The sequence below is a fragment of the Arthrobacter alkaliphilus genome, assembly GCF_021483235.1.
In the GTDB taxonomy this organism is placed as follows: domain Bacteria; phylum Actinomycetota; class Actinomycetes; order Actinomycetales; family Micrococcaceae; genus Arthrobacter; species Arthrobacter alkaliphilus.
The window spans coordinates 106,364-131,567 of record NZ_JAKEEC010000006.1 but is presented as its reverse complement, the minus strand read 5'-3'; the positions used below and the strand labels follow the sequence as shown (position 1 = coordinate 131,567).

General features: G+C 65.0%; 26 protein-coding genes. 12 read left to right on the top strand and 14 right to left on the bottom strand.

From position 1 onward, the window contains the following. Nucleotides 1–35: 35 nt before the first annotated feature. The 7 genes from L0B83_RS06905 to L0B83_RS06875 form a co-directional block, all read right to left on the bottom strand. Nucleotides 36–914, bottom strand: a complete 879-nt coding sequence (locus tag L0B83_RS06905) for a helix-turn-helix transcriptional regulator (protein ID WP_234757674.1) — start codon at nt 912–914, stop codon at nt 36–38. Between the two features lie 81 nt (nt 915–995). Further along, entirely contained in the window at nt 996–2,231 is a 1,236-nt protein-coding gene (locus L0B83_RS06900) for an MFS transporter (protein ID WP_234757673.1), read from the bottom strand. Between the two features lie 165 nt (nt 2,232–2,396). Continuing rightward, nucleotides 2,397–3,206, bottom strand: a complete 810-nt coding sequence (locus L0B83_RS06895) for a DeoR/GlpR family DNA-binding transcription regulator (RefSeq protein ID WP_234757672.1) — start codon at nt 3,204–3,206, stop codon at nt 2,397–2,399. A 98-nt stretch (nt 3,207–3,304) separates the two neighbouring features. Next, nucleotides 3,305–3,985, bottom strand: coding sequence for an SDR family NAD(P)-dependent oxidoreductase (locus tag L0B83_RS06890; protein WP_234757671.1), 681 nt, complete (start codon nt 3,983–3,985; stop codon nt 3,305–3,307). Beyond that, complete coding sequence (locus L0B83_RS06885) at nt 3,978–5,222, bottom strand: sialidase family protein (RefSeq protein WP_234757670.1); 1,245 nt, start codon at nt 5,220–5,222, stop codon at nt 3,978–3,980. The genes L0B83_RS06890 and L0B83_RS06885 overlap by 8 nt, the downstream gene beginning before the upstream one ends. 9 nt (nt 5,223–5,231) lie before the next feature. Beyond that, nucleotides 5,232–6,011, bottom strand: coding sequence for an HpcH/HpaI aldolase family protein (locus L0B83_RS06880; RefSeq protein ID WP_234757669.1), 780 nt, complete (start codon nt 6,009–6,011; stop codon nt 5,232–5,234). A gap of 34 nt (nt 6,012–6,045) precedes the next feature. Beyond that, nucleotides 6,046–7,029 (bottom strand): aldo/keto reductase, encoded by a 984-nt coding sequence (locus tag L0B83_RS06875; RefSeq protein WP_234757668.1) that lies wholly within the window; start codon nt 7,027–7,029, stop codon nt 6,046–6,048. A gap of 227 nt (nt 7,030–7,256) precedes the next feature. On the opposite strand from L0B83_RS06875, the gene L0B83_RS06870 reads away from it, so the two are divergent. The 3 genes from L0B83_RS06870 to L0B83_RS06860 all read left to right on the top strand — a co-directional run bounded on the left by L0B83_RS06870 (nt 7,257) and on the right by L0B83_RS06860 (nt 11,017). Next, nucleotides 7,257–8,531: a four-carbon acid sugar kinase family protein gene (locus L0B83_RS06870; RefSeq protein ID WP_234757667.1), complete on the top strand. Its 1,275-nt coding sequence runs from the start codon at nt 7,257–7,259 to the stop codon at nt 8,529–8,531. A gap of 78 nt (nt 8,532–8,609) precedes the next feature. Further along, on the top strand, nt 8,610–9,629 hold the full coding sequence (gene pdxA, locus L0B83_RS06865) for a 4-hydroxythreonine-4-phosphate dehydrogenase PdxA (protein WP_234757666.1): 1,020 nt from the start codon (nt 8,610–8,612) through the stop codon (nt 9,627–9,629). A 44-nt stretch (nt 9,630–9,673) separates the two neighbouring features. Beyond that, a complete protein-coding gene (locus L0B83_RS06860; protein WP_234757665.1) occupies nt 9,674–11,017 on the top strand; it encodes an MFS transporter in 1,344 nt (447 codons plus the stop codon). Nucleotides 11,018–11,604: 587 nt separating this feature from the next. On the opposite strand, the gene L0B83_RS06855 is transcribed toward L0B83_RS06860, so the two are convergent. Continuing rightward, nucleotides 11,605–12,411 carry a glycoside hydrolase family 25 domain-containing protein gene (locus L0B83_RS06855; protein WP_234757664.1) on the bottom strand — a complete coding sequence of 269 codons (807 nt, stop codon included), beginning with the start codon at nt 12,409–12,411 and terminating at the stop codon, nt 11,605–11,607. A 365-nt stretch (nt 12,412–12,776) separates the two neighbouring features. After that, on the bottom strand, nt 12,777–13,910 hold the full coding sequence (locus L0B83_RS06850) for an alkaline phosphatase family protein (RefSeq protein ID WP_234757663.1): 1,134 nt from the start codon (nt 13,908–13,910) through the stop codon (nt 12,777–12,779). 501 nt (nt 13,911–14,411) lie between these two features. Here L0B83_RS06850 and L0B83_RS06845 point away from each other — a divergent pair. Together L0B83_RS06845 and L0B83_RS06840 are read left to right on the top strand one after the other, a co-directional pair. Further along, nucleotides 14,412–14,630 carry a hypothetical protein gene (locus L0B83_RS06845; RefSeq protein ID WP_234757662.1) on the top strand — a complete coding sequence of 73 codons (219 nt, stop codon included), beginning with the start codon at nt 14,412–14,414 and terminating at the stop codon, nt 14,628–14,630. A 118-nt stretch (nt 14,631–14,748) separates the two neighbouring features. Further along, the gene (locus L0B83_RS06840) at nt 14,749–16,122 is read left to right on the top strand and encodes an LCP family protein (RefSeq protein WP_234757661.1); all 1,374 of its coding nucleotides are present in this window, start codon (nt 14,749–14,751) and stop codon (nt 16,120–16,122) included. A 61-nt stretch (nt 16,123–16,183) separates the two neighbouring features. On the opposite strand, the gene L0B83_RS06835 is transcribed toward L0B83_RS06840, so the two are convergent. The 3 genes from L0B83_RS06835 to L0B83_RS06825 form a co-directional block, all read right to left on the bottom strand. Then, nucleotides 16,184–16,912 (bottom strand): MIP/aquaporin family protein, encoded by a 729-nt coding sequence (locus L0B83_RS06835; protein ID WP_234757660.1) that lies wholly within the window; start codon nt 16,910–16,912, stop codon nt 16,184–16,186. A gap of 80 nt (nt 16,913–16,992) precedes the next feature. Next, entirely contained in the window at nt 16,993–17,409 is a 417-nt protein-coding gene (locus tag L0B83_RS06830; RefSeq protein WP_234757659.1) for a hypothetical protein, read from the bottom strand. 82 nt (nt 17,410–17,491) lie between these two features. After that, nucleotides 17,492–17,776 carry a hypothetical protein gene (locus L0B83_RS06825; RefSeq protein ID WP_234757658.1) on the bottom strand — a complete coding sequence of 95 codons (285 nt, stop codon included), beginning with the start codon at nt 17,774–17,776 and terminating at the stop codon, nt 17,492–17,494. Nucleotides 17,777–17,915: 139 nt separating this feature from the next. Here L0B83_RS06825 and L0B83_RS06820 point away from each other — a divergent pair, with 139 nt between their 5' ends. After that, a complete protein-coding gene (locus tag L0B83_RS06820; protein WP_234757657.1) occupies nt 17,916–18,488 on the top strand; it encodes a MarR family winged helix-turn-helix transcriptional regulator in 573 nt (190 codons plus the stop codon). Here L0B83_RS06820 and idi read toward each other — a convergent pair. After that, a complete protein-coding gene (gene idi / locus L0B83_RS06815; RefSeq protein WP_234757656.1) occupies nt 18,474–19,031 on the bottom strand; it encodes an isopentenyl-diphosphate Delta-isomerase in 558 nt (185 codons plus the stop codon). The genes L0B83_RS06820 and idi overlap by 15 nt on opposite strands. 59 nt (nt 19,032–19,090) lie before the next feature. Between idi and L0B83_RS06810 the strand changes: the two genes are divergently transcribed. From L0B83_RS06810 to L0B83_RS06785, 6 genes are read left to right on the top strand one after another with little or no spacing between them, the layout of a single operon-like run. Further along, nucleotides 19,091–20,176 (top strand): polyprenyl synthetase family protein, encoded by a 1,086-nt coding sequence (locus L0B83_RS06810; RefSeq protein ID WP_234757655.1) that lies wholly within the window; start codon nt 19,091–19,093, stop codon nt 20,174–20,176. Then, the gene (locus L0B83_RS06805; protein WP_234757654.1) at nt 20,176–21,108 is read left to right on the top strand and encodes a phytoene/squalene synthase family protein; all 933 of its coding nucleotides are present in this window, start codon (nt 20,176–20,178) and stop codon (nt 21,106–21,108) included. The genes L0B83_RS06810 and L0B83_RS06805 overlap by 1 nt, the downstream gene beginning before the upstream one ends. Next, entirely contained in the window at nt 21,105–22,745 is a 1,641-nt protein-coding gene (gene crtI / locus L0B83_RS06800; RefSeq protein WP_234757653.1) for a phytoene desaturase family protein, read from the top strand. The genes L0B83_RS06805 and crtI overlap by 4 nt, the downstream gene beginning before the upstream one ends. Next, on the top strand, nt 22,742–23,110 hold the full coding sequence (locus L0B83_RS06795) for a lycopene cyclase domain-containing protein (protein ID WP_234757652.1): 369 nt from the start codon (nt 22,742–22,744) through the stop codon (nt 23,108–23,110). The genes crtI and L0B83_RS06795 overlap by 4 nt, the downstream gene beginning before the upstream one ends. Then, nucleotides 23,107–23,454 (top strand): lycopene cyclase domain-containing protein, encoded by a 348-nt coding sequence (locus L0B83_RS06790; RefSeq protein WP_234757651.1) that lies wholly within the window; start codon nt 23,107–23,109, stop codon nt 23,452–23,454. Before L0B83_RS06795 ends, L0B83_RS06790 begins: the two co-directional genes overlap by 4 nt. Then, nucleotides 23,447–24,325 carry a prenyltransferase gene (locus tag L0B83_RS06785; protein ID WP_372461167.1) on the top strand — a complete coding sequence of 293 codons (879 nt, stop codon included), beginning with the start codon at nt 23,447–23,449 and terminating at the stop codon, nt 24,323–24,325. The genes L0B83_RS06790 and L0B83_RS06785 overlap by 8 nt, the downstream gene beginning before the upstream one ends. A gap of 24 nt (nt 24,326–24,349) precedes the next feature. On the opposite strand, the gene L0B83_RS06780 is transcribed toward L0B83_RS06785, so the two are convergent. Next, complete coding sequence (locus L0B83_RS06780; protein WP_234757650.1) at nt 24,350–25,135, bottom strand: glycosyltransferase family A protein; 786 nt, start codon at nt 25,133–25,135, stop codon at nt 24,350–24,352. Nucleotides 25,136–25,204: the final 69 nt, after the last annotated feature.

Below are 25,204 nucleotides of genomic sequence, written 5' to 3'. Positions count from 1 at the left end.
GGGAGAAGCGTTGCCCGGCGGACGGCCCTACAGTGTCAGTCGTTGCTCAGGGCTGCCGGGCTGTGCGAGGCTGCCCAGGAAGCGAGAAGGCGGAGCCTCTCAGCGGAAGGTGATCCGGGTTCTGCTGTGTAGACCAGGAGCAGGTGGCCGGGCTCGGCGGTAATGGCGAGTTCTTCGTAGGCGACCGTTACTTCGCCGACGACCGGATGGTTGAAGCGTTTGGTTCCGGTCCCGTGGGTGCGTACGTCGTGTGCTCCCCAGAGACGCCGGAACAATTCGCTCCGGGTGGAGAGTTCGCCGACGAGGTCTTGGAGGTATTTGTCGTGGGGGTCGCGTCCAGCTTCGGCGCGCATGATTCCGACGCACATTTCGGCGAAGAGCTCCCAGTCGGGATAGAACTCGCGTGAAGCGGGGTCCAGGAACTGGAAGCGGGCGAGGTTGGGGGTGCGTCCGCCGTCGCCGATGACTGGGGAGTAGAAGGCGCGGCCGAGCTCATTGGTTGCCAGCAGGTCCTGGTGGGCGTTGCGGACGAACGCGATGCCGTCGGTGATGGCGTTCAGCGCCCACTGAAGGCTGGGGCGTGTCGCCGGGTTGGCGGTGGTGCGACGGCGGGGACGGCCGGAGGTCGGGATTCCGTCCGCTGCGCGGGCGAGGTCGAGGAGGTGGGCCCGTTCGGTGTCGTCGAGTTGCAGGGCGCTGGAGATTGCGTCGAGGACCGACGCCGACGCGCCGGCAATCGCGCCGCGTTCAAGCTTGGAGTAGTACTCGACGCTGACCCCGGCGAGCATGGCGACCTCGGAGCGGCGCAAGCCGCTCACGCGCCGGTTCGGTCCGGCGGGGATCCCGGCGAGCTCGGGGGAGAGCTTCGCCCTGCGTGACATGAGGTACTCGCGGACCTCGGATCTGTTGTCCATGCAGTCAACCGTACGTCCGGCGGAGCAGATGAGGGATTCCCTGTGGGTACACCTCTCATGCGAACCTTCTGCTGGGCTGGCTTAACGGCTCGTTCCTCGAGGGGTGACCCGAGTGGTCACGACTGCCAGGAGGGAAGCAAGCAGTAGCACGGCGGTGCTGGCCAGGAAGGTGCTTTGGTAGCCGAGGGAATCGAACAGAAGGCCGCCCAAGGTCGAACCAAGGGCAATGCAGGTCTGGACGACCGCGACCATCAAGCCGCCGCCTTGTTCGGCGTTGTGGGGCATGGCTTCGGCCACCCAGCTCCACCAGCCGACGGGCGCCGAGGTCCCCAGCAGCCCCCACAGGCCCAATAGGCCGACGACGGCGGCGAACCAGGCGCCGAAGGGGACCAGGGAGGCGGCGACGAGGGCCATGAGGGCGGGGATGGTGATCAAGGTCCGGTGCAGGCCCGGTCCGAGGAATCCGCCGATCAGCACGGTGCCGAGGAATCCAGTAACCCCAAGGACGAGCAGCACGAGGGAAATCGTGGTGACGTCGAGACGGGTCACTGTCTCAAGGAATGGCCGGATATAGGTGAACAGGATGAATTGGCCCATGAAGAAGGTGCCACAGGCGGCCATGCCCCAAGCAACGGAGCGGTTACGCAGGGCGGTGAAGATCGTGACGAGGTCGCGGGCCGTCGTCGACCGCCGGGTGACCGGCAAGGAAGGCAGGCTGATCCACAACCAGACCAGGCAGAGGGCGGACACCGGTACCAGGCAGAAGAATGCGCCACGCCAGCCGATCAGGGAACCTAGGTAGCTGCCCAAGGGTGCTGCCATCACGGTGGCGAGGGCGTTGCCGCCGTTGACGATCGCCAGCGCGCGCGGTACCCGGGCGGTCGGCACGAGGCGCATGGCGGTGGCTGCCGACATGGACCAGAAGCCGCCGATGACCACTCCGATGAGCGCCCGGCCGATCATGAACGGCAGGAAGCCAGGGGCCAGTGCGATTAGCGCGCCGGACACTCCCATGAGCGCTGTGAGGCCGATCAGCAGCGTCTTGCGGTTCGTACCGCCGGCCAGGGTGGAGATCGACAAGCTCGTCAATACGGCGAACAGCCCTGAGATCGCAATGCCTTGCCCGACCATACCCTCCGAGACTTGGAAGTCCGCTGCCATGGGCGTGAGGAGGCTTACCGGCATGAATTCGGAGGCGACGAGTGCGAAGGCCCCGAACGACAGGGCGAAGACCCCTGCCCAGTGCGCGGAGTGGCGCTCGCCGCCACTCGGATCTTGGGCTCGGCGATGAGGGATGACGGAAGTATCAGATGCCATGAGTTTCTCTCTGGTTGCAGCTCAACTTTCGTCATCCATCCGACCATGGTCGGCCGCTCCTGAGGGAGTCCCGGTCGATGGGTGTACTGGCAGGGAATCGCTCAGGCGCGCCGGGATGCTGAGGGTGGATCACACGGCCACTGACAGGGCGCGGCCCTAACGTGGTCAGCTTGCCTGTTCGACCGCGAGGTTGTCGGCGAGTCTGTCTTCGAGGGGCACAGTTTGGACGTGGATGCCCGCATTGCGGAAGAGATCGATTTGGCGGGGATCTGCGGCTTCGTCGGTGACGAGGGTCCATGGGAGTGGCAGGCGAACCCATGCGTGGAAAGGCCGTTGTCCGAGTTTGCTTGAGTCCGCGAGCACGTAGACGGTTGTGCCGCGGCGGGCCATGAGCTCCTTGAGCCTGGTCTGGGCCTGGTCAGCCTCGCAGATTCCGTCATCGGCCGTGACGGCGTCGGCCCCGAGGAAGACACGGTCGAAGGTCACACGCTCCAGTGCTGCCTCAGCCAGCGGGCCGACGAAGGTCTGGCTGACGCTACGGAACCGTCCGCCCAGGCAATCGACCTGGATGCCGGGGGAGTCGGCGAGTTCCTGGACGGTGTTCAGCGCGGGCGTGGTGACGGTGAGGTTGGTGTGGCCGCGCAGCGCGTGGGCGACGGCACCGACCGTGGAGCCGCCGTCGAGGAGGATCGATTCGCCGGGCTGGACCTGGGCCGCTGACCAGCGGGCGATGGCTTGTTTTTCCTCGTAGGCTTCGCCGAGCCGCTGGCGCAGGGAGGCTTCGGGGTGTGTACCGATGGCGAGGGCGCCGCCGTAGGTGCGGGCGAGCTTTCCTTGGTCGTTCAGCAGCGCGAGGTCCCTGCGGATGGTCGATGCGGTGACCTGGAACCGCTGGGCAAGCTCGTCGACCGAGGTCAACCCCGCGGTGGTGGCGAGCTGGTAGATCTCCTCGCGTCTGGCCTTCGCGGTTGTCACGCGGACCCCCTTCGGTCTAAGTGGAAGCACTCCATCGGCAGCGCGTTGGTGCCTGCTTTCATCGTAGCGGTGCATGTCCCGCGCCCGTGGCCTGTGCACTATAGCGAGGCTCCGGCGCAGACGATGTAGTCCTGGCCCGTGATCGAGCGGCCGTGCGGGCCAGTGAGGAAGCCGACGAGGGCGGCGACGTCGTCCGGGTCAACGAGGTGCCCGAGGGCAGGAGCGACCGGAGGCACCTGCGCCCGTGCCGGATCGGAGAGCATGGGTGTGTCCGTCGGGCCGGGGGAGACGACGTTGACGGTGATCCGGCGTGGGGCGAGTTCTTTGGCCCAGGACCGGCTGAGTCCTAAAAGCGCTGCCTTGGTTGCGGCGTAATGGCTTTTGCCCGCCGCGCCGGCTGCCGTCCGGCTTCCGATGAGGACGATCCTGCCGCCGTCGGGCATCTCAGGGACGAGGGCATCGGCAAGGATGCTGGCTGCTGCGACGTGCACCGTAAACATGGCGGAGAGCGAAGCGGGATCCAGCTCGCCTAGGCGCCCTGTCTGCTGGATCCCGGCCGCGTGGACAAACGCGTCTGCTGTTGGCAGGTCGGAGGTTACCTCGGCGAGGGCATCCGGATCCGCGAGGTCGGCCTGCCACCAGGAGAACCCGTCGCCGAGGGAGGTTTCGGTGCGGCTCAGGCCAGTGACGTGCCAACCGTCGTCGAGCAGGCGCAGCGCGACGGCTTTGCCGATGCCGGAGCTGCATCCGGTGACGACGGCGTGCCTGGCCTCAGGCATCGCTGTCACCGCCGGGAGTGGTCGTTCCGGCGTAGGCCCATTGGGGGCTGACCTTGACGTACTTGATGGCTTGGCGGAAGTACGTGTAGGCGATGTTCAGCTCGCCGTCCGGGCCCTGGTGGATGGAGGGGTAGGAGAATTCGCGGTTGAGCCCGTCGCGGGAGTTGTTGGACAGGCAGTACCCGTCGCCGACTTCCAGGTTCCGGCGGATAGGCCAGGTGCGGCCACCGTCCTCGGAGATGGCCAGGGTCATGGGCGCACGGGGCGTGCCCCAGAAGGCGGTCCGGCCTGTGGACGAAGAGGGTGCGGGGTCGACGGCGGTGGGTTCGGATCCGGCTTCGATCAGGCCGTTGTCGTCGATTTCGTCGTAGAGCGAGAGGCGACGCTCGGTGGTCTCTTCGGCGCGGCGGTGGTTGTAGACGAGGGCGAGCCGCCCGTCAGCCAAGGCCGTGAACTGGATGGAGGAGTTGTTGTTGGGTAGTTCGGTGGGGACGGGTTCGGTCCAGGTGGTGCCGTCGTCGGTGGAGCGGGATTCGTAGATGTGGTCGGCCCAGCGGCTGCGGTAGAGGGCCAGAAGCGATCCGTCGGGCAGGGGCTGGATGTCCATGTGGACACAGCCGGTGCTGCCGGGGACGAGGTGTTCGGCCCAGGTATTGCCGTTGTCGTCGGAGATCATGACGGCGCTGTCGTCGTTATTGCCGGACCATTTTTCGCCGGGGGTGGTGAGGCAGCGGAAGATCGGGACGATCCACCGGCCGGACGGAAGGATGAGGGGCTGGTGGCGGACGAAGATCCCGCCGGCCTCGTTGGCCGCGAACAGGGTTTCGGCGGGGCCCCAGGTGTGGCCGCTGTCGGTGGAGATGCGGCGGCGGACTTCGGCGGTGTCCTGGTTGCCGGCTTTCTGGGCCGTGTACAGGAGCCAGACCGTGTCGCCGCCTGGCGCGAAGAGGATCGGGTTTTGTTCGGACCGGGCGGCGTCGTCGGAAAGCTGTTCGGGATCTGACCACTGGCCGGTACCCGGGGTGAGCGCAGAAAACCAGACGTAGATGTCGCTGACGCCTTCCTGGGTTCCACCGAACCAGACACAGCCCAGACGCCCGTCCGGAAGGGTCTGCAGATTCGCGGCGTGTGATTGGATCGTGGCGGCGGGCAGGTACGCGAAGTCCGCGTCGTCGGTGTGGCGGATGACGCCGTCGCGGGTGATGGTCCCGTACGCGCTGTCGAGGGTGTTGGGCATGGTCGTCTTTCAGTCTTGTGCTGTTGCGGCGTCAAGGTGGGCCTTGGCTGCCAGTTCCAGGTGCGTCAGGTCCGAGGCGATGGTGACGAAGGTGTAGCCCTGCCCCAGGCGCTGCGCGGCGATGGTGCCGGCGGCGGTGTGGATCCCGGCGGCGATGCCGGCGGCTGCCGCGGCGTCAGCGACAGTGGTGAGTGCTTCGTTGAATTCGGCTTCGATCGCGGGGTCTCCGGGGAAAGCGCCGCCGACGGCGAGGGCGAGGTCGGAGGGCCCGACATAGATGCCGTCGAGGCCCGGCGTGGCGCATATTTCTTTGACGTTGGCCAGGCCGTCGGGTGTTTCGATCATGGCGAAGACCAGTGTGGAGGCGTTGGCCTCTGCCGGGACGGGACCGACGCGCAGGGCAGAGCGCATGGGACCGTAGGAACGGCGTCCGAGGGGCGGGTATTTCGCGGCTGTAACCGCTGCGGCGGCGTCGGCTGCGGTGTCGATAAGCGGCACGATGATCCCGGCCGCGCCGGCGTCCAGCGCGCGGCCAATGGAGGTCGGGTTGTTGCTGTCGACCCTGACCAGTCCGACGGCGCGCTGGCTGGCGTCGATGGCCATGAGTCCGTTGAGCACGCCCGAGTACCCGAGCAGGCCGTGTTGGGCGTCCAAGGCCACGTAGTCGTAGCCAAGGCGTGCGACGCGCTCGGTGGCGGCCGGTGCGTCCAGCACGGACCAGTACCCGACGACGCGTTCGCGTGCCCGGATCTTCCTGACGAATTCCAAGACCTGTGGTGAGGTTGTCATCTTCTTTACTCTCGTTTCGATCGGGTTGCCAGGGTCAGCGGTTGTAGGCGGGCATCGGGCCGCGCAACTTGGTGCCGACCTTATCGCAGGCCTCAAGGATGTCAGCCGGGAGGGGACCGTTGGCGACGGCGGCGATGTTGGCACGCAGTTGTTCTACCTTTGAGCCGCCCAGCAACATGGATCCGACACCGTCACGGTGGGCCAGCCAGCGCAGCGAAAGCTCCACGAGCGGGATGCCGGCCTCCTCCGCGACCGCGGACAGCGCTTGGACTGCTTCGAACATCTGCGGGTCCCAGTAGCGTTCGGTGTACATTGCGGCAAGGCGCGAATCGCCGAAGCGTCCCTCTGCGGGTTTGGCTTCGAACCGGTGCTTGCCGGTGAGGAGCCCGCCGCCGAGTGGGTTGTACACCATGGTGTGAAGGCCGTGGGTGGCGGCGAACTCGAGGTATTCTTCCTCGACGCGCCGGGCGAGGAGGTTGTAGAGCTGCTGGGCCACCACCGGGCGGGGCGCCCCGACCCGGTCTGCGGTGTGGATCAGTTCGGAAATTTGCCATGCGGCGAAGTTCGACACACCCAGGGCCTTGATCTTGCCCTCTGCGACCAGTTCGGCGACGGCGCCGAGGGTTTCCTCCAGGGGCACCGAACGGTCCGGCTGGTGGAGATAGAACAGATCGACGCTCTCAACGTCCAGGCGCTTGAGGCTGCCCTCAAGGCACTGGCGCAATCCGGGGGCTGAAAGCGGTGAGTTGCTTCCGTGGTCAGGGTGGGGCATGCCCGCCTTCGTGGCCAGGACGACGTCGTCCCGGCGGCCCTTGAGCAGCCGGGAAAGGATCTCTTCGCTCGCCCCGCCGGCGTAGCCGTTGGCGGTATCGACCGTCGTCAGGCCGGCGTCGAGGGCTTCATCGAAAAGACGGCCGGCCGTGGCCTCGTCCGCAGTGTCGCCGAAGGTCATGGTCCCGAGGACCAGCTTCGAGATGGGAAGGTGCACTGGGGCAACGTCGCCCGGGTGATGACTCATGAATACTTCCTGCCGATGGTGGGCGGGGGTACTGACCGCCCAAAGACTGCGCGTTTCGCGCGAAATGTGCAGTGTTTGCCGCCCACTTCGCCGACGATCCGCCTTTCGATGTCTTTCACTATTCCACTTCTGCGCGAAATGAGCAATAGGTCTAGCGCATTTCGCGCAGTCGTGTCATGATTGTTCGTGACACAGCTCTCATCACTATCGTCGAAAGGAGGAAGGGCATGACCAAAGTCCTCGTACAGGCGGATGACTTCTCCGGCGCAGCCGAAGTGGGGCAGCAGTTTGCCGCCCACGGCCTCGCTGCGCGAATCGCGCTTGCGGCCGACTCGGACTTTCAGGGTTCCGGCTACAAAGGCGCGCAGGTCCTTGTCGTTGACACGCACTCCCGCGGCATGTCCGTGACGGCGGCAGCTGCCGCAGTAAAGGCCTCCTGCGGGGAGCCGGGTGCGGGGGACGATCGGCTCGTGTTCAAGAAGACCGACTCACTGTGGCGCGGGAACATCGGAGCCGAACTCTCGGCATTGACGGACCTTGGCTACCACGTCGTCCTGGCCGGTGCCATGCCAGTCATGGGGCGAACGGTCGTCGGCGCGAAGCCGTTCGTCGACGGGGCCGCCCTCGGCTCCACGAACCTTTGGGGAGCCGAAGCCACCCTGCCCCCGGCCGACATCACCGGCCTCGTCACCAAGAACACCGAAGTCCGCATCGCAGGGCTCGACGACGTCAGGTCCGCGGACTTCACCGCCTGGCTCGAGGCCACGCTGCGGCTCAGTACCCCAGCCATTGTTGTTGCCGATGGCGAGACGGACGCCGACCTTGACGCCGTCGTCAAGGCTCTCGCCGCCCTGGAGTTCGCGGCCGCCGGCCGTCCGGTCGCCCTCGCGGGGACGGGCCAGATCGCCGGGGTGCTCGCCCGGCACCTTGGACGGGAAGCTGCGCACACCGCGCACTCTCCCCGGGATGCTGCCGACGCCGCTGGGCCCGCCCTCGACGCCGCGCCCGTCCTGGCCGTCATCGGCTCAGCCTCCCCGGCAGCGCGCCGGCAGCTGGAAGACCTCAGCGCCGAGAACTTTGAGGTCATCGCTATCAACCCGGGCGGGAACGGCCCGGAGTCCGACGGCAACTCCGGTGCCCGGCTCCGCGCGGCCCTTGCCGACCGACGCCGGGTCGCCCTGACCCTCACAGACTCGCCGGTAGAGCCCCAACGATCGGCCGGCATCGTCGCCCGCCTAGCGCTCCTGGCCCAGCAGGCGGATCAAGCCCGGGACGGCCAGGAAGGTCTCCGGGCGGATTTGATCCTCACCGGTGGCGAGACCGCCCGGGCGGTCCTTGATGCCCTGGGCATCCGCTCCCTCGTGCCCCTGACCGCCGTACAGCACGGGGCCGTCGTGAGCGAGGCCGACGATGGCAGGCTCGTCGCCACCAAACCCGGCAGCTTCGGAGACGAACACGTCCTGGCCCAGCTTTACCGGGCGATCCGATCCCACCATTCCTGACCCGCCGGCCTGCCGGCACACTGACCCACCCGAACCACCAAAGACAATTCGAACCACCAAAGACAAGCGGAGAACCACATGAACACCGAATACGACGACCGGCCCTTCATCGCGGTCACCATGGGCGACGGCGCCGGCATCGGACCCGAAGTGAGCGTCGGCGCCCTGGTCCACCCGGACGCCTACGCCGGCAGCCGCCCCGTGATGATCGGGGACGCGCACCGCTTGCGCCTGGCTGCCAAGGCACTGGGCGTGAGCGCCGACGTCGTCACCGTCGAGGCAATCGCCGACGCTGTTTTCACCCCCGCGCGGGTGAACGTCATCGATCCCGGGCTCCTGCCCGAAGATCTGCCGTGGGGCAAGGAATCCAAAGAAGCCGGGAACGCCGCCTACCACTACGTCCGGATCGCCTGCGAGCTGGCCATGTCCGGCCAGGTCCAGGCCATCTGCACCGCCCCGCTCAACAAGGCCACCCTGCACCAGGCCGGGCACATCTACCCCGGCCACACCGAACTCCTGGCCCACTTCATGGGCGTCAAGGAAGTCTCCATGATGCTTTCCACCCCCAAGGTCAAGGTCATCCACGTCACTACCCACGTCGGCCTCATCGACGCGATCCGCAAGATCGAACCCGGACTCGTGGAACGCACTGTCCGTCGCGGCGACGAAGCCATGAAGCGCGCAGGAGTGACCCAACCAAGAATCGGTGTCTGCGCCATCAACCCCCACGCGGGTGAGAACGGCCTCTTCGGCTACGGCGAAGAGGCCGAGAAGATCACCCCCGCCATCGAGCGGCTCCAGGCCGACGGGATCGATGCACGGGGCCCGCTCCCGGCAGACACAGCCTTCTTCCTCGCCGGCCGCGGCGATTACGACCTCATCGTGGCCATGTACCACGACCAGGGCCACGGCCCGGTCAAGGTCCTGGGTATCGAAGCAGGTGTGAACATCACGGTCGGACTTCCGGTGATCCGCACCTCGGTCGACCACGGCACCGCGTTCGACATCGCAGGCAAAGGCATCGCCGATGTTCGCAGCATGATCGAAGCCCTGCGCCAGGCCACCGAAATGGCACCCCGCCTGGCCCTCCAGCAATAACCCACCCGGCACCTCTTCACTACAACGGAGTAGAAGGAACCACCATGTCCAACCTCGTCACACCCACCCCGGAACAGCGGGCCAAATGGGTCCGCCGCGCCATCCTCGCCGGAGTCATCGGCACCACCATTGAGTGGTACGACTTCGTCCTGTTTGGTACCGCGTCCGCGCTTGTGTTCAACACCTTGTTCTTTCCCAAGTTCGACCCGCTCCTGGGAACCGTCGCCGCACTGACCACCACCGCAATCGGCTACTTCTTCCGTCCGCTGGGCGGGTTCGTGTTCGGCGCCCTCGGCGACAAATTCGGCCGCAAGAACGTCCTTGCGGCCACCCTGGTTCTCATGGGCGTGTCCACCGCACTCATCGGCGCGCTCCCCACCTATGACCAAATTGGGATTTGGGCCCCGGTCCTGATGCTCATCCTGCGGATCTTCCAGGGCATGGGCGCCGGAGCGGAATTCGGCGGCGCCCAGGTCATGGTCTCCGAGCACGCCAGCAAGAAGAACCAGGCCCTGCTCACCAGCCTCCCCGGCGCCGGCCTGGCCCTGGGCATCATGCTCGGCACCTCCTTCTACTCCGTGCTGAACTTCATGCCGAAGAACGACTTCATGGCCTGGGGCTGGCGCCTGCCGTTCCTGGCCAGCGTTATCGGCATCGGCATCGGCCTCTATATCCGGATGCGCGTGGTGGAGTCCCCGGAGTTCCTCGCCGTCACACGCGCCAAGGCCAAGCCCAAGAGCCCGATCAAGGAAGTCTTCGCCTCCCACAAACGCAGCTGGTTCGTGGCCATGTTCGCCTGCTTCGCGGAGAACTCCACCACCAACCTCGTTAAGACCTTCGTCCTGGCCTACATCGCAACCTTCCTGCACCTCGATTCGAGCATCGGACTCAACGCCCTCTTCCTCGCCTCGTTCATCAGCCTCTTCACCTACCCGCTATTCGGCGTCCTTGCGGACCGCATCGGCATCGCCCGGGTCTACCTCGGCTCGGCCGTCTTCGTCGCGGCGTTCATCTTCCCGCTCTTCTGGATGATCGACACCAAATCAGTCCCGCTCATCATCACAGCCATCGTCGTCATTTACGCATTCGCCGTCCGCGGAATGTCCGCAACCCAGGGCGCCTACCTGTCCAACCTCTTCCCGACCCACATCCGCTTCACCGGACTCGCCTCCGCACGGGAAGTCGGCAGTGCAATCTCCGGGGGCATCGGACCGGTCCTGGCCACGCTCCTGCTCGCCACGACCCACCAGTACTGGCCTGTAGCGCTGTACATGATCAGTCAGGCACTCATCACGATCATCGCCGTTTGGATCGGGCCGCGAAGGACCAAGACAATCGAGACCGCGAAGGCGGACGAGTTAGCGCATGGCACGGTGAAGGCCTCATAAGCTTTTCGCTCACCACCGCATCCCCTGGAAAGGCCATCGAGCCGTCCGGGGGATGCGGCTGTGGGAATGCCCGTAGCCCGCGCACGGTGCCGCTGCGGCGTGGTTTGAGAACCTTCCTGTTCCACTCCACAACCCGTTGTGGTACGAATGGGACGAGCGCAGGGAACCGGCTTGCAACTTGGGGTTGCTCGGAATATTTCGAAAGGTAAGGACTAAAGTGCTTTCACTCGGAGTTGTTCTACTAATCCTTGGTTATATCTTCAACATTGGAATCCTGATTACCATCGGGTGGATCCTGGCCGTTATCGGCCTCGTGCTTTTCGCGCTTGGTGCTATCGGACGCCCTCTCGCCGGAAGACGGTACTGGTACTAGTTGCGCCCCGTGCCGCCATGGCTGGTTTAGGGTCTTCTGCGATCAGGTCAGCGGTGGCGATCCTACAGCGCCAACCGCAATGCCTGGATAGTTGCCGGCGTGCAGCCGGTCATGGCGAGCACGCTGCTGTGCAGATAATAGGTCGCCACGGTCCGCTGGGAATATTCAGATCCCGTTGGAACAACCGGGCTGATATTTTGGCCGGCAGTGCGTCTCAGATGCAGGAATTGTCGTAGTCGAAACTGCCTGAGATGTATTGGGTGAGGGTGACTTTCCCTCCACCTGTCAGCGGGGCATCGGAGCATTTGGTTTTTGCCGACGACAGCGAGCTCGCACCTGCCAGCCAGTTCGGCAGGGCGTAAAGGCTGCTCGTGGTGGGCACGGCCCCGGCGATCTGGGTCCACTGGGCACTTGTGGAGTAGATGCCGGTTCTGGCTCCGATGCCAGAGAAGTATGCCGTCATGCCCTCCAGGTCGGCCCTGTTCGCGGTAGTGTCGGTCGACCAGCTGTTGCTGGTCTCCACATCAAGCCACCAGAGGTAGGAGCCCGGGTTGCTCACGCCGCGGATGTTCGCGTCGTCATAGGCTTTGGCGTAACCGTACATGTATGAACAGGCCGCCCCGGCAGAACCGGTGCAGGTCCCATATGGGTTGGCCACGGTTGTCCCGCCATAGGAGTTGCTGCTGGGCCACCAGGACCCGGCCGTACCGGGGTTAGCGGTGTTCACGTACAGGGCTACCAGCGGCTGGCCTGTCCCGCCCTTTGAAGTGACCGCCCATGACAGTTCAGCGGCCAAACACGGGTTGGTCGTATTCGCCAACCCATTGTTCACACCAACGATGGCGAAGGTCTGGGCTTTAGGCAGCCGCTTGCCACACTGGGGCCACGACACGTCGTTGCCAGGACCCGCGGTGGAGGCTGCCTCCGCCGGTGCGGCAACAAGCATAAGCACCGCGACAGCCAATACCGCCAGCAGCAAACGAAAACGGGAAGAACGGCGTGCGTAGCTGAGCGATGACATCAGCGGCCTTCCATATCGGAAATTAGGTGCGGTTAGACACCCATAGTGATGACAACCGTTCATCCAGTCAAGGCGTCCGATCACCTATCAAAGAGACCAGCATTGGCGCCGTGATCAAAGCCTGAGACGAACCCTTGCAGGCTTGGGTCCGCGCGTCTGATCACGGCCGGCGGAGCTAAACGGGCCGAGTGCTACGCCAGGTAGGCGTCCCAAGGCTACGGTGGCTATTGAAAGCGGCAAAGTACGACGAGCGGAACCGAAGGGCCGCGGGGACAAAGATCCACTTTCGAGCCTGCCGACTGGAACCCCGAGCCATACCCAGTACCGGGCTTCAGATCCTGCTTTGCTTGCTCAACAGTTGTCGCTCAGGGCTTTGTAGTCACCAGTGGGACGTCATTAGGTGGTGGGAGTGTTCCTCCGTCGCGCAGCACCACGGGACCGACAGGAGAAGATGTCGCCACCGGGGGAGCGGGCAGCGGCTTAGGTTTTGGCGGCGCTTGCGGCGGAGGGGGCAGCTTGATTTGTGATCCATACCCGGGCGGGGCTGCGTTGTGTAGGGCAGGGTCAATCAGGTCCGCCAGTCCGGGGTCGTTGTCGACCCTGTCCACGCCGAGTTTTGCCAGTCCGAGCAGCTGCATGACGGTCTTCGGAATGCTGGCATGGTTGGACCATCGACTGTCGATACCGGGCTTGACCGGGCCGCCGAACATGATGAGCGGGACGCGGGGACCGTAAGCGAGCTGCACGCCATCCGCGGTGTGTTCCACGTTTGGGGTGTCTACGTGGTCATCCCAGCCGCCCCAGTCATCCCAGGTCAGCAGGAACACCGTCTCGTCCCAACCGCCTGCTTTAACGACGGCGTCAACGGACTCCCATATCTTTTTCATCCCTATCGTGACGTCAGCGGTCGGGTGTTCGTCTTCGGGGGAGTTGTGCCACAGATAGGCCAGGGCGGGCAGTTTCCCGGCGGCAGCGTCAGCGACGAAGTGTGTGTTGGATATGAGGTTTTTGGAGCCGTTGAGCTGTTTGTAGAACCCGGCGGGATAGTTGCTGGTGCCGGTGTAGCACGCCCATCCAATGCCCGCGTCGTCCGCCAGCCCTGGTACCGAGGGCATGTCCCACAAAGGCGGCGGTTGGGTCCGGGACGGGTTGCGCAGCGTCGGTGACTGGCCGCCAACAAGCAGCAGATGGTTCGGCGTGGAGTTCGTGCCGAAGCCGCTGCAATGGTTCTCCAGGAACGCCCCGGTCAGGGCCAGGTAGGCGTAGAACGGAAGGTCCGCGGCAGTATCGAACTGGGAGTGGGTCGCCTTGTGCCCCCCGGTGAGCCATTTGTAGTACGCGTGCCGGTCATGCGGCTGATCCGAGACAGGGGGGTTCGCCTGAATCGGCCAGTCGGAGGCAACGTTAGCCCCATAGGGGGCCAGGCCCCGGAAGTAATTGTCAGTAGTGTGGTTTTCCTGGATCATCACCACAACGCGCTTGACTCTTCTGTCAGCCATGACATCCCCGTTTCCTCGGCCGGACCACCCGGACGCCTTCTCGGTCACCATCGAGACTATGTGCGAATGCGCCCATACGCTGTGACTCTGCTCGTCCTTTTCCGAAATGTTCATCTTCGGTGCTGAGATCGAGTTTGCCCTCGTTGATCAAGGCGCCCACCGCGGGGGCCTCGAGAGGCGCCGAAGGTAACGGTGGCTAGGTTTGGCATCTGGGTCTCGATCTGTTTGCGCACGGCACGTCGGTGCCGCTCATTTGAGCTGCGACACCAGCAAAAGAGAAGTCCGCCGGTTGGGGGGCCAGCGGACTTCTCATTGTCAACACTATGATGGTTTTATTTGTCCTGTCAAAATGACAACATAATGACGTGCTCTTGCGGCCCGAACTCGCAGAATAAGCGTGATGGACGGCAGTGCTAACGACAGTAGTTATACGGAAAGAGGTCCGGGCATGGCGATCAGCAGCCCACGGAGCGCCAGCTTTCCCAGGCGGAGGGCAGGGGAGTGGAGCCGATCCCTGAGGGATTCAGCAGTGCCGGCCCGTACGAAATTGCCGAGCGCCACGCGGCCGGTTACATTGACCGTGCAACGATGGTCCCGGAACTGTCCGCGTGGCCTGGCGTGACGAACGAAGGATTGGCCGCAGCACAGGCGGAGTGGGACTCCACACCGTATGCGGACACCAGGGGTTCCTTTGAAGAGATCGACCAGGCATACGACTAAGGTCTCATCGACGGTGAGGCCTACGACCTGATTCTGGACACCTCGGACGAGGTCCCGGATTCTGAATGATTACGCCGTAGAGCGTAAGTACCGAAGAACAATAAGCAAAGGACCCCAGGTGACCGAAACCAACAACCCGCGGCCGCTCTCGTTGTATGAGCAGCTCCTGAAGCGTGACCGGGAACGCAAGTTCCGGCGTCGGCGGATCGTCTTTTTCTCTGCCCTCGCAGTTGTCCTGTTGGTTGTCGGGGTCATTGTCTTTGTGGGCGGGACAGCCCTGAACTTCAACGCGAACCTTCATCGTTCCGATGCGCTGAACGGGCAGGAGGTTCCCAAGCTCACCCAGGACACGAACATCCTCGTGATGGGGCTCGATACACGCGTTGATGAGCAGGGCCACCCCCTGCCTGCCGAAATGTACGACGCGCTTCATGCCGGGGACGCAAGCATCGGCGGTTACAACTCCAACGTGCTGATGCTTATCCACATCCCGGCGGATGGGTCCAAGGCAACGGGAATTTCCATCCCGCGCGATGACTACGTCGATGTGGCGGGCATCCCGGACGGCGGTCCCGGCAAAGCGAAAATCAAGGAGGCTTACGGTTACGGCTTTGACGCGGAAAAAACGTCGCTCATCAACTCCGGAAAGCCAGACGACGACAGCACCTACCAGGCGGCCCGTGACGCTGGTCGCAAGGCGGAAATCGCCACGGTGAGTAAGTTCCTGGGCAACAACGTCCACATCGACCACTTCATCGAAGTGACCATGGCAGCGTTCTACCAGACGGCCCAGGCCATTGCGCCGATCACCGTATGCGTCAACCGTGCCACCCAGGACACCTTCTCAGGTGCGGACTTCAAAGCCGGTATCCAGCAGATCGACGCGAAGCAGGCCATGGCATTCGTCCGGCAGCGCCGGGACACCACCGACCCGAACTACCAGTTCTCCGACCTGGACCGCGAACGCCGCCAGCAAGCCTTCATCACCTCCGTCTCCCACCAGCTCAAACAGGCCGGTACCTTCACCGACATCGGGAAAATGCAAGGTGTCCTGGAGGCGGTCAGTAAGAACATCGTCGTCGACGCAGACCTCAACCTCATTGAACTTGCCCAGCAGGCCACGGCCCTGACCGGCGGTAACATCGCGTTCACCACGCTGCCGATTACCGGGTTCGGCGTCTCACCCGACGGCGCCTCGATCAACACCATTGACATCGACGAGGTTCAAGCCACCGTTAAGGAGCTCCTCACGCCCGCCCCGCCGGCGACGCAGCCAGCGTCCGGTACGAGCACCGCGGCCTCCGGTCCTGCCGCGGATAACGCGACCCCCGCACCGGCCGGCCCTGCACCGGCGGCGCCCGCACCGGCCGGCCCAGCACAGGACAACCCCGCACCGGCCGGCCCTGCACAGGGCAATCCGGCTCCCACTACCAGCACTTACGCCGATTCGACCGGAGCCCTTCAAGGCGGCACCATCCCTTGCGTCAAATGACAACGGTCCTCGTTGGTGCGAGCGGGGCCGGGACCAAGCGAAGAAGGACTGGACCTCTGGCTCAGCCGGGCAGGGAACCCTGGGCGGCTTTTTCGGCGGCGGCCTGTCCACCGCGGCCTCGCAGTACCCACGCGATGGCGACGGCGAGGAGGGACCCGGCGACGGGGCCGGTGGCGTAGATCCAGAACCGGTTGAAGTCACCGGCGACCAGGTCAGGACCGAGTGACCGTGCCGGGTTCATTGACGCTCCGCTGACGGGGCCCGCCCACAGGCTGGCCATGACGATATATGCGGCGATTCCGAAGGCGGACAGGGCGCCCACGTTCTGCGCCCCGGAGGCGACGGCGAGGACGGTGCTGACGAGTCCCGCGGTCAGCAGGACCTCCAGGGTCAATGCCTGAAGATCGGTGAATTCCGGGCCTGGAACGGTCATCCCGTCCTTGCCGTGGTGGCCGAACACGGCCAGGAGCGTGGCAGAGGCCAGTATTGAGCCGGCGGCCTGAACGAGGACATAGGCGGGAACTCTAGGCCAAGGGAAGTCCCGGCGCAGCGCGAACGCCATAGTCACCACGGGGTTCAGGTGAGCCCCGGAAATGGGGCCTATGAATAGAACGACGGCGATGATCGTCAGCGCCGGGGTCATCGCCATGGCCGTGTGCCCGAGCCCTCCGTGTGTGGCCGTGTTCACCACGTCGGACCCGGCCGCGGCGAGCACCAGGAGGTAGGTCCCGAGGAATTCACTGATAAGGCGGCGTGAGGCGTTGCCGGGGTGGTTGAAGTCCCGCATCATGCGATGGTCCTCGAGCGAGAGCCCGGGGTGCCTCCGCCGTCCGGACGGTCTTGTTGCGCCTCGTGCCGGCATCGGTGCGCCTAGAATCCGACGATGCGCGCGGAAACGCCGGTGTCTTCGCTCAGGTGATATGACGCGCAGACGCGATGGTAGCCGTCGGCGATCCGGGCGGTGGTCCCGGTTTTCTTGCTCCCGCGGATGATCAGGCAGGGTGAGAGGGCCGTACCTGCCTTGGCCCGGTCCAGTTCCTTGGCAACGTCGGGGTCATCGGCCGGCAGGAGCGGGAGGCCGGCGGCACGCAGAAGGTCTTTGGCCTTGAATGACACCGTGTCCGCCTGCTCAAGGGCCTTGACCGCCCTGCTGACGGCTTTGGGGCCCGCGATGAGGGAAAGGTAGGAGGCGGCGGCCGGGTAGTCGTGTGGTTGTGGTCTGTCCGACCACTTCACCGCCGGTTGGGGGTCGTCTTTGGCTTCGGAAGACTCGCTGGTTGTGGTCACGATGCTCCTTCTGATCCGCTGGTGGAGGGTGTCCGGTGGTTCCGCATTATCCTCCCCATGGCCGGGAGTGGCCAGCAGTGCCTTATGCGGTAACGGTGAATGCTTCCGCGATGCCTTGAGTGACCCTGCCGGAGGCAAGCAGGTATTCAACACGGATCTCCACCTCAACGGGCGCCGGGACGATGCTGCCGAATTCTCCGGCAGTACTGCGTTCCAGCGCGTAGGCCAAGGCTTGGTTTCGGCCACTGAATTCAGGGGATGACGGGAACTTTCCAGTGTTGACTGTGTAGAACACGCGCTGCACCACAGCATCGGCCAGTTCGTGCGACGGGTCATGGGCTTGATCCAGCGTTTGCTCTTTGATCACGTTGTTCCTTCACTTGTCAGAGGGCCCTATTTTACCCACGGCATTTGACCACTTTGTGGCCTGCAGAGCGGGGTCATGCCAGCCAGGGGATCGGCGGCGGCCTTCCGGGGACGGGTTGTTCGAGGTTTACGATGGCGGTATGTCAAGTTCCGGGTCCTTCCGTCCGCCCTCTGGTGCAGTTGCCGCCACAGGGCAGGGGCACAACGCTGCGAGCGGTGATCCGATGCCCCGTGTCCCCGGGGCCGACTATCCCGGCAGGGAACTGATGCTGGTGTTGCAGGGCTTCACGAGGGAAAGCGAGCGTTACGCCGGAGCGGTCGGGCGTCTTCACGGTTTGCATCGGACGGATTTGGAGGCGCTGACGGCGCTGATTGACGCCCAAAGGGAAGGGCGGAGGATCACGCCGGGGGTCCTGGGGGCCGAATTGGCGATAAGTTCAGCAGCGACCACCGCGGTCCTGGAACGCTTGGGGAAGATGGGGCATCTGGTGCGTGAGCGCAGCGACGCTGACAGAAGGCAGGTGAATGTCAGTGTCACCGATACGGCGCGCGCTTCGGGCGTTCAGATGTTTTCCCCGATGGTTGACGAACTCCTCAAAGTCCTTGCCCGCCATCCGGCTGAGGAAGTGGAGCTGTTGTCGGCATTCGTCGCCGAACTGAGCGAGGCGATCGTCCGCGCCCGCGAACAAGCCTGCGCGTCAGGAAGCGAATAGGCCGGGGTCTGCAGCGGCAAGAAGGGGAAGTTGAAGCACCAGCCATGGACTGAAAGCCCACGGCGCTGCGGTGACAGCCTCCAACAGGGCTGCCGGATCCGTCCACCGCCATTGGCAGACTTCCCGTGGAACCGGGTCAGGATCACGGTCCAAGACCGCGGTGAAGACCGGACAAATTTCGTTTTCCACGATCCCGGAGGCGTCTTGTGCGCGGTAGCGAAAGTCGGGCAGGGCAAGGCCGGGAGCGGTGATGCAGATTCCCAGTTCCTGGTGGGCCCGCCGGATCACTGCGTTGGCAGCGTCTTCTCCGGGCGTGGGATGCCCGCAAAAGGAATTGGTCCATACCCCTGGCCATGTCTGCTTCGTCAGCGCCCGCCTGGTCACCAGAATCTGGCCTTCTTGGTTGAAAAGGTGGCAGGAAAACGCCAGGTGCAGGGGCGTGTCCTTCGTGTGTACCGTCGTTTTGTCGGCTTCACCGATGGGGCTGCCGTCGGCGTCGACCAGGACGACCTGCTCGGTGGCCGGCCGCGGGTGGGTGCGCATGGATACCAATCCTCCCTTATCTCTCGATAAGTGAGAGATATTCCTGTTTACTGTTGCACATGACGATCCCTTTGGCACGCCAGACCGCGCCGGTTCTGTGCAGTGATGATGATCGCGACCGCGCAGGGCGGGTGCTTGAGCAGTATTTAGAAAGCGCGCGCGTCCGGGCCGCGGCCGTCGGAGCCGGATATGGCCGGCTGTGGGAGGCGCTGAGCCGGTGCGCGAGGGGCGGCAAACGGCTCCGGCCCGAGTTGGTGTTCATTTCCTACAACGGTCTAGGCGGCACGGATCCGGTGGCTGTGGCGCCGGTGGCTGCTGCTTTCGAGATGCTGCATACCGCCTTGCTTCTCCACGATGACGTGATCGACGGCGATTTCAAGCGGCGCGGCGTGCGGAACCTTCCCGGGGAGTATCGTGACTTGGCTGCCGCCGAGGGTTTTCCCGAGGACCAGGCGGCGCACCGCGGACAGTCGGTCGCGGTCATCGCCGGTGATCTGGCATTGACCGGCGCGTACCGCTTGATCGCGACCGCTGAGCTGCCCGGTGAGGTGCGGTTGCAGTTGTTGGAGGAACTGGACGCCGCCGTTTTCGCTTCCGCCGGGGGCGAACTTCTCGACGTCGAGTTCTCCGGTGCCGGGCACGATCCGGCGCTGCAGGACGTGCTGGCCATGACGCGGTTGAAGACGGCGGTGTACTCGTTCGAAGCGCCGTTGCGCGCAGGGGCGCTTCTGGCGGGTGCGGATCAATCGGTGCTCGATAGTCTCGGGATGGTCGGCCGGTTGATCGGGACGGCGTTTCAACTGGTGGATGACCTGTTGGGGACCTTCGGCGAGGAAGGCCGCACGGGCAAAAGCACGTTTGGCGATCTTGCGGCGGAAAAGTCAACGCCGTTGATGGTCCACGCCCGTCAGAGCGAAAAGTGGCCGCAGATAGCGGCTGTCCTCGCGGCAGGAGTGCACAGTTCACCGCAAGCGGAGGAGGTCCGTTTGCTGCTCGAGAGATGCGGTGCGCGTTCTTACGTCGAGGATCTCGTCCGATCGTATTCGGCCAAGGCCCAGGAGGCCCTGGACACCTCGAACCTGCCCCCGCTCCTGGTGGCGGCACTCGAGGCTTTCCTTCACCGCGCCGTGGACAGGAGGGCGTAGTGGATCAGCAGGACCAGGCACGGCTGTACGCGTCGGTCGCCCAGGAAGCGGCCGCCGTCGTGATCCGCCGCTATTCGACGTCGTTCCTGCTCGCCACGCGCCTCCTGGAAAAGCCTGTGCGCCGCCACGTGGAAAACATTTATGCCCTCGTCCGGATCGCGGATGAATGCGTCGATGGCGCCTGCGCCGGATCAGGTTCCGCGCCCGAGGCGGTCCGGGCGTGCCTGGTCAAGCTCGAAGAGGACACCATCGACGCGGTGCAGGGATGCTACAGCTCGAATTTGGTGGTCCATGCTTTCGCGCTGACCGCCCGGGCAGTGGGAATCGGGCCGGAGCTGGTGCGCCCGTTCTTCGCCTCCATGCGGGCGGACCTGGCCCGCTCCGAGCACACGCGCGAGAGTTTCGACGAATACGTATACGGCTCCGCCGAGGTGGTCGGCATGATGTGCGTCCGGGCCTTCCTGCAGGGACGCATGGTCAACCCCGGGCACCTGTCCCGGCTGGAGGACGGGGCCAGACGGCTCGGCGCGGCGTTCCAGAAGATCAATTTCCTGCGTGACCTCGCCGACGACTTCCAGGACCTGGGCCGAAGCTACTTTCCGGGCATCAGCGTGGAGGAGTTCAGCGACACCCAGAAAGACGCGTTATTGGCAGAGATCACGGACGACCTTGCCGCAGCGCAGGCCGTGATCGCCGAACTTCCGGCAGGTAGCCGCACCGCAGTGGCCGCCGTTCATGCACTGTTCGCCGAGCTCGCCCGGCGCCTGGGGGCGGCCCCGGCCCGCGAACTCCTTCACCGGCGCGTTCGGGTACCGGACGCCGTCAAACTGCGCCTGGTAGCTGCCGCTTGGTACGGGCAACGGACCACCCCGAGGCAATTGAGGCTGCGCCAACTTGCGGCCGCTGCGGCCCTGCACCGGGGCCGCGCATGAGCCGGCCCGACGCACACCACGGCAGGGAGGTTCCGCCCGGGAGCAGGATCACCGTGATCGGAGCCGGTATGGCCGGCCTGGCTTCGGCGGCCCTGCTCGCCCGCGACGGCTACCGCGTCACCGTCCTCGAGAAGCAGGCCCAAGTGGGCGGCCGTGCGGGCAGCTGGGAGAAGGACGGCTACCGTTTCGACACCGGACCCTCCTGGTACCTGATGCCGGAGGTCTTCGATCACTTCTTCAGGCTGCTCGGCACCTCAGCGGCTGAGCAACTGGACTTGACGGTCCTGGACCCCGGCTACCGGGTTTTCTTTGAAGGGCAGCAAAGCCCGGTCGATCTGAGGCGGGACCGGGCCCTGAATGAACGGATCTTCGAGGATCTCCAACCCGGCGCAGGGCGGAGCCTCGCAGCGTACCTTGACTCGGCCGAGGAAACCTACGGGCTGGCGAAAAAGTACTTCCTCTACACGTCGTTCGCATCGTTCGCCCCGCTCCTGACGCCCGATATCCTGCGCGGTGCGCCGAAACTGGCCAGGCTGCTGCTCGAATCCCTTGACCGTTACGCGGGCCGGTTCGTGCAGGACCAGAGGTTGCGGCAAATCCTGGGGTACCCGGCGGTATTTCTTGGCTCGGCGCCGAAACTCACGCCCAGCATGTACCACTTGATGAGCCACCTGGACCTGGACGACGGAGTTCTGTATCCGCAGGGCGGCTTCATCCGCATCGTCGACGCCGTCCGCGCCCTCGCCGAAGCCGAAGGGGCGCAGATCATCACCGGCGCCGATGCCACCGCCATCCTCACCGACAGCCGTCCGCGCAGCCGACCCCGCGCCGTCGGGGTCCGGTACCGTGACGGGAGCGGCAAAACCGAGGTGCTGGCCGCCAACGCGGTGGTGTCCGCCGCCGACCTGCACCACACCGAAACCAGACTCCTGCCCAGGCCTCTGCAGAGCTACCCGGAACGGTACTGGAACAAGCGTGTCGCCGGTCCCGGCGCGGTACTGGTCATGCTGGGCGTGACCGGGAAGCTGCCACAGCTTTCCCACCACAGCCTGCTGTTCACCCGGGATTGGGATGCGAACTTCAACGCGATCTTCCGCAGTCCGACGCAGGTGCCTGATCCGGCGTCGTTCTATGTGTGCAAGCCCAGCGCCACTGACCAGACCGTGGCGCCCGAGGGCGGGGAGAACCTGTTCATCCTGGTGCCCGTCCCGCCCGACACCCGCTTGGGCGCCGGCGGGATCAACCGGGACGGGGACGCCCGCGTCGAGGCCGTCGCCGATGGCGCCATTGCCCAGCTTTCCAGCTGGGCAGGCATCGAGGACCTTGCTGAACGGATCAAGGTGCGCCGCACCCTGGGACCGGCCGACTTCGCCACGGACTACAACTCCTGGCGCGGCGGCGTGCTGGGCCCGGCCCACGTCCTTAAGCAAAGCGCCTTTCTGCGGGGGCGCAACAAAAGCCGGAAAGTCGAGGGCCTCTACTACGCCGGCGGAACCACCATTCCCGGAATCGGGTTGCCTATGTGCCTGATCAGCGCCGAAATCCTGCTCAAACGGATGCGCAGGGACACCACGACCACGGCCATGGACGAACCGCTGATCCCGGTCACTGGGCGGGTGCCGGAGGTGGCCCCGTGACGGGGTTCGTATACTTGGCCGTGCTGCTGTTCTCCCTGGCCGGGATGGTGGTGTTGGACTGGCGGCTGAAGTTGTTTTTCCGGGCGGCGCCGCCAGCTGCCACTGTTGTCCTGGGGTGCGGGCTCGCGTTCTTCCTGGCGTGGGATCTGGCCGGCATCGGCCTGGGCATTTTCTACCGGGGAGAAACGCCCGTCATGTCCGGTATTCTGCTCGCTCCCGACCTTCCGCTTGAGGAACCGGTGTTCCTCCTGTTCCTGTGCTATCTGACGATGAACCTCTTTGTCCTGATTGCACGCCGGCTGGATACCGGCTCATTCCGGCCAGCCGGACAGCCATCTTCGGCGGCGAAGCTGGAGCCGAGATGACGTACCTCCTGCTTGATCTGGGCTTTCTGGTCCTCGCGGCCGCGGCGACGCTCGCCAGCGCCCTGATGATGCGCAGGCGGGCTGGCAAGGGCTTGGCGGCCTGGCCATCGCGAAGGACCCTCGCCGCCGGGCTGCTCGTGTTCGGCGTGTTGTGTGTACTCACGGCCGGTTTCGATAACTTGATGATCGCGGCCGGCCTGTTCGCGTACAGTGCCGAGCACACGTCAGGGTGGCGGATCGGGCTCGCTCCGGTGGAGGATTTCGCCTACGTGCTGGGTGCGGCCGTGCTGTTGCCCGCCTTGTGGATGCTGCTGACGGCCGGTAAGGAACCAGATCGTGACTAAGCTCAAAAGCCGCTCCGTAGTGGCCACACTGTTCATCTCCTCGCGGCCTGTCTCGTGGGTCAACACGGCCTATCCGTTCGCCGCCGCGTACCTGGTCACCACCCATGCCGTTGACCTGACTCTGGTGATCGGAACTGTGTTCTTCCTGATTCCCTACAACCTGGCCATGTACGGGATCAATGACGTCTTCGACTACGAATCCGATCTGCACAACCCGCGCAAGGGCGGCATCGAAGGAGCGGTGCTGGAAAGATCCCGGCACCGGATCACCCTGCGCGCCGCGGTGCTGCTGCCGCTGCCGTTCCTGGCATACCTGCTGGCCGCCGGGACCTGGCTGTCAGGAGTCGTCCTGGCGATGAGCTTGTTCGCGGTGGTCGCTTACAGTGCACCGGGCCTGCGTTTCAAAGAACGGCCCTTCCTGGACTCCATGACATCCAGCTTCCACTTCGTCAGCCCGGCCCTGTTCGGGCTGGTCCTTGCCCAGGCCCACTTCACTGGCGCCCTGTGGGCGCTCCTGGGCGCGTTCTTCCTCTGGGGAATGGCAAGCCACGCCTTCGGCGCCGTGCAGGATATCGCAGCGGACCGTCAGGCCGGCATCGGCTCCGTCGCCACCGTCCTCGGTCCCGCCGCAACCGTACGGTTGGTCCTGGCAGCTTACGCAGCCGCAGGGCTTCTAATGCTTCCCACCGGTTGGCCGGGAGCGCTCGGGGCGCTGCTGGCCGTACCATACCTGGCCAACGTCTGGCCCTACCGATCACTCCAACTGCGGGACGCCGAACGCAGCAACGATGGCTGGAAACGGTTCCTCTGGTTGAACTATCTGACCGGGTTCCTCGTCACCATGTTGCTGCTCTGGTACTCCGCCACCTAACCCCGGCACGCAATCCGGCATACATCAAGTGCGCCTGCCGTTCGCCGGCGCGATGAGCCGGGCCTGCCAGCGCCGGCCCGGCGATTGCACAGCCCAGTGCACCGCCAAAGTGTGCAGGCCACGCCGAAACCGGAGCCGGAGGCCGGCCCAGGTGCCAATGGCACGCGGGGACATACCGCACTGCAGGGACGGGTCAAGGCGGATCCTGCTCGCCGGTCCCAGGTGGAAACTCAGGCACAGATCGTCATGGAGTTCCTTGTCGTTGCGGTGCACCTGGCCGCGGACCTGCTGCCAGCTCGCAGCACGCACAGCCATGTTGGACCCGAACAACGGCCAGTGACCCAAGGCGGCGCCGGCAAACAGATAGTACGATCCCAGATAGAGAAACGACAGGATCTGGGCTGCAGGCCGCGCCAGAGCAAACGTTCCCATGCCCGTCACGGCAGTGAGCCGGGGATCCTGGGCGAACGCCGCCGCGATCCGCCCGATCCACTCCGGGGGCAAGAGCGAATCCGCGTCGCACCGGGCGATAATGTCTCCAAAGGCGGCGTCGTATCCTGCGCAGGCAGCGGCCGGAATACCCGGTGTCGCCTCCGGGATGACACGGGCACCGAAACGGGCGGCAACACGTGCACTGTCGTCGGTGCAGCCATTGTCCACCACGATGACCTCCAGAGGCGCCCGCGTTTGGCGACCCAGGGTCTGCAGGCACGCCTCGAGCAGGCCGGCGTCGTCCAGGCACGGTATTACCACAGACACGGACGGCAACTTGCCCGCGGGCTCCGTTCCCACGGCATTCCAGAATCTCACCGGGCAATCCTTTCCCGAACGGGACCGAGGGGACAACCCCCACTGCCGGACCGCGGTGCAGATCAAGTC

Excerpts from the sequence above, each read along its gene's own strand:
- L0B83_RS06905 (WP_234757674.1), bottom strand. The coding sequence starts at position 914 with ATGGACAACAGATCCGAGGTCCGCGAGTACCTCATGTCACGCAGGGCG.
- L0B83_RS06900 (WP_234757673.1), bottom strand. The coding sequence starts at position 2,231 with ATGGCATCTGATACTTCCGTCATCCCTCATCGCCGAGCCCAAGATCCG.
- L0B83_RS06890 (WP_234757671.1), bottom strand. The coding sequence starts at position 3,985 with ATGCCTGAGGCCAGGCACGCCGTCGTCACCGGATGCAGCTCCGGCATC.
- L0B83_RS06885 (WP_234757670.1), bottom strand. The coding sequence starts at position 5,222 with ATGCCCAACACCCTCGACAGCGCGTACGGGACCATCACCCGCGACGGC.
- L0B83_RS06880 (WP_234757669.1), bottom strand. The coding sequence starts at position 6,011 with ATGACAACCTCACCACAGGTCTTGGAATTCGTCAGGAAGATCCGGGCA.
- L0B83_RS06875 (WP_234757668.1), bottom strand. The coding sequence starts at position 7,029 with ATGAGTCATCACCCGGGCGACGTTGCCCCAGTGCACCTTCCCATCTCG.
- L0B83_RS06870 (WP_234757667.1), top strand. The coding sequence starts at position 7,257 with ATGACCAAAGTCCTCGTACAGGCGGATGACTTCTCCGGCGCAGCCGAA.
- pdxA (WP_234757666.1), top strand. The coding sequence starts at position 8,610 with ATGAACACCGAATACGACGACCGGCCCTTCATCGCGGTCACCATGGGC.
- L0B83_RS06860 (WP_234757665.1), top strand. The coding sequence starts at position 9,674 with ATGTCCAACCTCGTCACACCCACCCCGGAACAGCGGGCCAAATGGGTC.
- L0B83_RS06855 (WP_234757664.1), bottom strand. The coding sequence starts at position 12,411 with ATGTCATCGCTCAGCTACGCACGCCGTTCTTCCCGTTTTCGTTTGCTG.
- L0B83_RS06850 (WP_234757663.1), bottom strand. The coding sequence starts at position 13,910 with ATGGCTGACAGAAGAGTCAAGCGCGTTGTGGTGATGATCCAGGAAAAC.
- L0B83_RS06835 (WP_234757660.1), bottom strand. The coding sequence starts at position 16,912 with ATGATGCGGGACTTCAACCACCCCGGCAACGCCTCACGCCGCCTTATC.
- L0B83_RS06820 (WP_234757657.1), top strand. The coding sequence starts at position 17,916 with ATGTCAAGTTCCGGGTCCTTCCGTCCGCCCTCTGGTGCAGTTGCCGCC.
- idi (WP_234757656.1), bottom strand. The coding sequence starts at position 19,031 with ATGCGCACCCACCCGCGGCCGGCCACCGAGCAGGTCGTCCTGGTCGAC.
- L0B83_RS06810 (WP_234757655.1), top strand. The coding sequence starts at position 19,091 with ATGACGATCCCTTTGGCACGCCAGACCGCGCCGGTTCTGTGCAGTGAT.
- crtI (WP_234757653.1), top strand. The coding sequence starts at position 21,105 with ATGAGCCGGCCCGACGCACACCACGGCAGGGAGGTTCCGCCCGGGAGC.
- L0B83_RS06790 (WP_234757651.1), top strand. The coding sequence starts at position 23,107 with ATGACGTACCTCCTGCTTGATCTGGGCTTTCTGGTCCTCGCGGCCGCG.